The following is a 3,315-nucleotide window of genomic DNA, read 5'->3' as shown; positions in this document are numbered from 1 at the left end:
CCCCCGCGGCGGCCCAATGGGCCCTGGGCTCAGGTCGTCCAGGGGGGCCGTCGATGCGGGCCATCAGGGTCTCCCCGGCCTCGGTCGGGCTGACGCTGCGCGTGGTGCGGTTCAGCAGCCGGACCCCCAGCCCGTCCTCGAGCGCGCGAATGCGTTCGCTGAGGCTGGAGGGCGACAGCCCCCGATCCGCCGCGCGCGCCGGAAACTGCGGTGCCGGATGACCGAGGCCAGCAGGTCCAGGTCGTCGAGGGAGGGTCGCATTGTTCGCATTTCCGAACGGTCCATGCGGACCTTGACGGATTATCGGACGATCCGGAAGGGCGCATCTAGCGGTCCCAGACACGGAGAGCCGCCATGAGCAACACCATCCCCACCCGCCGCCTGGGCCGCACCGGCCCGGACGTGTCCACCCTCGGCCTGGGCTGCATGGGCATGTCGGGCATGTACGGGCCGTCCGACCGGGCGGAGAGCATCGCGACCGTCCACGCCGCGCTGGACGCCGGGATCACCCTTCTGGACACCGGCGACTTCTACGGCATGGGCCACAACGAGATGCTGATCGGCGAGGCCCTGAAGGGCCGCGACCGGGACAGGGTGGTGCTCAGCGTCAAGACCGGGGCCCTGCGCGATCCGGAGGGCGGATTCAACGGCTACGACAGCCGGCCGGCGGCCCTGGCGAACTTTGTCGCCTATTCCCTCCAGCGGCTGGGCGTGGACCATATCGACATCTACCGGCCGTCGCGGCTGGACCCGGACGTGCCGATCGAGGAGACGATCGGGGCCCTGGCGCGCATGGTCGAGAAGGGCTGGATCCGCCACATCGGCCTGTCCGAGGTGGGGGCCGACACCATTCGCCGCGCCGCCGCCACGGCGCCCATCGTGGACCTGCAGATCGAATATTCCCTGATCTCGCGCGGGATCGAGGACGACATCCTGACCGTCTGCCGCGAACTGGGGATCGACATCACGGCCTATGGGGTGCTGTCGCGCGGCCTGATCAGCGGCCACTGGTCGAAGGACCGGGTCATGGGTCGGGACTTCCGCGCCCTGAGCCCGCGGTTCCAGGGCGAGAACCTGGACCGCAACCTGGCCCTGGTGGAGGCCCTGCGCGCCGTGGCCGAGGCCCGGGGCCTGACCGTCGCCCAGGCCGCCATCGCCTGGGTGGCGGCGCAAGGGCCGGACATCGTGCCGGTGATCGGGGCGCGGACGCGCGAGCGGCTGAGCGAGGCGCTGGGCGCGCTCGACGCGGCGCTGACCCCCGCCGACCTGGCGGCGCTGGAAGCCGCCGCGCCCAAGGGCTCGGCCGCCGGCGCCCGCTATCCCGAAGCCCAACTGAAACACATGGACAGCGAAAAAGGCTGATCGCCCCGCATCCGCCGGGCGGTTCGGCGGCGACTACCCTTCGAAAGGCGGACGATCCGCCGGAGGGACCTCCCATGACGAACCGCCTGGCGAGCCTCGCGCTCGCCGCCCTGAGCCTGATCCTCGCCGTCCCCGCGGCCGCGCAGGAGATCACCGAACGGCCGATCGCGGGTTTCCCGCACGCCAAGGTCTATGAGCTGGCCGGCGACACGCCGCGTCCGGTGGTGGTGATCCTGCACGGCGCCGACGGGAATGACGAGGCCCAGCGCCGCTTCGGCCCCATCCTGGCCCGGATGGGCTACGCCGCCGTCGGCCTGCCCTACTATTCGCCGAACTGGGGCGACTACGGCCCGCCGCCGATGTTCCCCGACCTGCCGGGCAGCTTCATCGACATCCGCGTGGATCAGCTGGCCGACCTGCGCGACGCGCTGCGGGCCATGCCGGGCGTCGATGTCGAACGCTTCGGCCTGTTCGGCGCCTCCAAGGGGGCCGAGTTCGCCCTGATCGCGGCCAGCCGCTATCCGTGGATCGACGGCGTCGTCGCCTACGCTCCGACCGACGTGGTCTGGGAAGGATGGGGGCTGGAGATGGTCGAGGCCGAAGGGACCCGCTCGTCGTTCTCGTTCGAGGGCCGGCCCCTGCCCTTCATGCCCTATCGCGGCTTCGTCGAGGGCCTGCTGGCCGGGCCGACGGCCGACCTCAGGGCCATCCACGAGAACGGCCGGGCCGATCATCCCGAGAAAGAGGCCGAGGCGCGCATTCCGGTGGAAGCCTATCGCGGCGGGCTGATGCTGATCGCCGGCGAGAAGGACGCCCAGTGGAACGCGGCCCAGGCGACGCGGAACATGGTCGCCGCGCGGCGGCCGCCGGGCTGGAGACCGAGGCGCTGATCTATCCCGAGGCCGGACACGACCTCGTCGGCGACGGCGGCCCCCGCGAGGCGGTGCGCGCCGGGGGGACGCCGGAGGCCAACGCTGCGGCCCGTCAGGACGCCTGGCCCAAGGTCACGGCCTTCCTGGCGCGGACGCTGGAACGGTAGGAGCGCTCACTCCCCCCGTCATTCCGGGGCCGCGAAGCGGAACCCGGAACCCAGGGAAACGGACTCGGCGGAAGACGCGCCGCCGAGCCGGCGGCGCACCCCTGGGTTCCGGGTTCTTCGCTGCGCGAAGCCCCGGAATGACGAGGAGAGAGTCACCGTCCTCCCGCTCGAAGGAAGGCGGCCTTGGCGGCGGCGAGGCGCGAGGGGACCAGGCCGCGCACCGAGGCCTGGCCCCGGCGCTTCAGCCCGGCCTCCTGGCCCTTGGACCAGGCGACGTCGGCCTCGATGACCAGGCCCTGGGCCAGCTCGACGACCTGCACCTGGGCCGGAAGGGCGAGCTTGCGGTCCAGCCGCACGCGCAGGCCGCCGCCGGAGGAATCGGTGACCAGGCAGAGCATCTCCAGGCCGGGCGCGACCACGATCGCCCGCGCGTTGGCGGGCAGGCGCGGCTCGAAGCGGCGGTCGGGCGGGGTCGTCATGCGGGGATGAAAAGGGGAAGACGGTTTCGATCCAGTTTCACCGTCACGGTCGCGGCCACGCCTCCGGCCAGCATGCGGCGGGTGATCCGTTCGAAATACTGGATGAAGTCCGCCAGGCGCTGCCGCTCCGCCGGCGGAAGGTCGGCCGGGGTCACGCCCAACAGGTCCGCCTCCTGCTGGCCGCGCCAGTCCAGCACGACGTCGAAGCCGGGGGCCCGCAGGAACAAGAGGGCGTCGAAGCGGGCGGCGAAGGTCGCATAAGGGCCGGCGACGAAGCCGTTGACGGCGCGCCGCCAGCCGCCGTCCGGGTCCCAGTCGCGCTCCAGGGCGTTGAGAGGCTCGGTCAGCGCCGCCTCGTCCTCCGCCAGCGCGCCCAGGCACCAGGCGTCGATCAGGATGGCGGACGGCCGGCCTCGGACGCGCCGACAGAGGGCG

Annotated in this window: 5 protein-coding genes and 1 pseudogene; 3 read left to right on the top strand and 3 right to left on the bottom strand. The window is 72.3% G+C overall.

What is annotated here, in order from left to right; all coding sequences use genetic code 11:
• A partial coding sequence (locus AC2W7C_RS15480; RefSeq protein WP_486002205.1) for a helix-turn-helix domain-containing protein occupies positions 1–343 on the bottom strand: 343 nt, incomplete at its 3' end.
• 11 nt (positions 344–354) lie between these two features.
• On the opposite strand from AC2W7C_RS15480, the gene AC2W7C_RS15475 reads away from it, so the two are divergent.
• From AC2W7C_RS15475 to AC2W7C_RS15465, 3 genes are all read left to right on the top strand, one after another.
• Complete coding sequence (locus tag AC2W7C_RS15475) at positions 355–1,362, top strand: aldo/keto reductase (RefSeq protein WP_486002204.1); 1,008 nt, start codon at positions 355–357, stop codon at positions 1,360–1,362.
• A gap of 74 nt (positions 1,363–1,436) precedes the next feature.
• The gene (locus tag AC2W7C_RS15470; protein ID WP_486002203.1) at positions 1,437–2,252 is read left to right on the top strand and encodes an acyl-CoA thioester hydrolase/BAAT C-terminal domain-containing protein; all 816 of its coding nucleotides are present in this window, start codon (positions 1,437–1,439) and stop codon (positions 2,250–2,252) included.
• Positions 2,180–2,401 (top strand): hypothetical protein, encoded by a 222-nt coding sequence (locus AC2W7C_RS15465; RefSeq protein ID WP_486002202.1) that lies wholly within the window; start codon positions 2,180–2,182, stop codon positions 2,399–2,401. The genes AC2W7C_RS15470 and AC2W7C_RS15465 overlap by 73 nt, the downstream gene beginning before the upstream one ends.
• A gap of 152 nt (positions 2,402–2,553) precedes the next feature.
• Here AC2W7C_RS15465 and AC2W7C_RS15460 read toward each other — a convergent pair whose 3' ends face one another.
• Positions 2,554–2,880 (bottom strand): PilZ domain-containing protein, encoded by a 327-nt coding sequence (locus tag AC2W7C_RS15460; protein ID WP_486002201.1) that lies wholly within the window; start codon positions 2,878–2,880, stop codon positions 2,554–2,556.
• Positions 2,877–3,315 (bottom strand): annotated as a pseudogene (locus tag AC2W7C_RS15455) (kinase); the annotation flags it as partial. The pseudogene AC2W7C_RS15455 and the gene AC2W7C_RS15460, both read right to left, overlap by 4 nt.

This window comes from Brevundimonas sp. CURTG3B2_SDJG (genome assembly GCF_057364705.1).
This window is presented reverse-complemented; position numbering and strand designations above follow the sequence as displayed.

Coding starts and splice junctions, on each gene's coding strand:
- AC2W7C_RS15475 (WP_486002204.1), top strand. CDS start 355: ATGAGCAACACCATCCCCACCCGCCGCCTGGGCCGCACCGGCCCGGAC.
- AC2W7C_RS15470 (WP_486002203.1), top strand. CDS start 1,437: ATGACGAACCGCCTGGCGAGCCTCGCGCTCGCCGCCCTGAGCCTGATC.
- AC2W7C_RS15460 (WP_486002201.1), bottom strand. CDS start 2,880: ATGACGACCCCGCCCGACCGCCGCTTCGAGCCGCGCCTGCCCGCCAAC.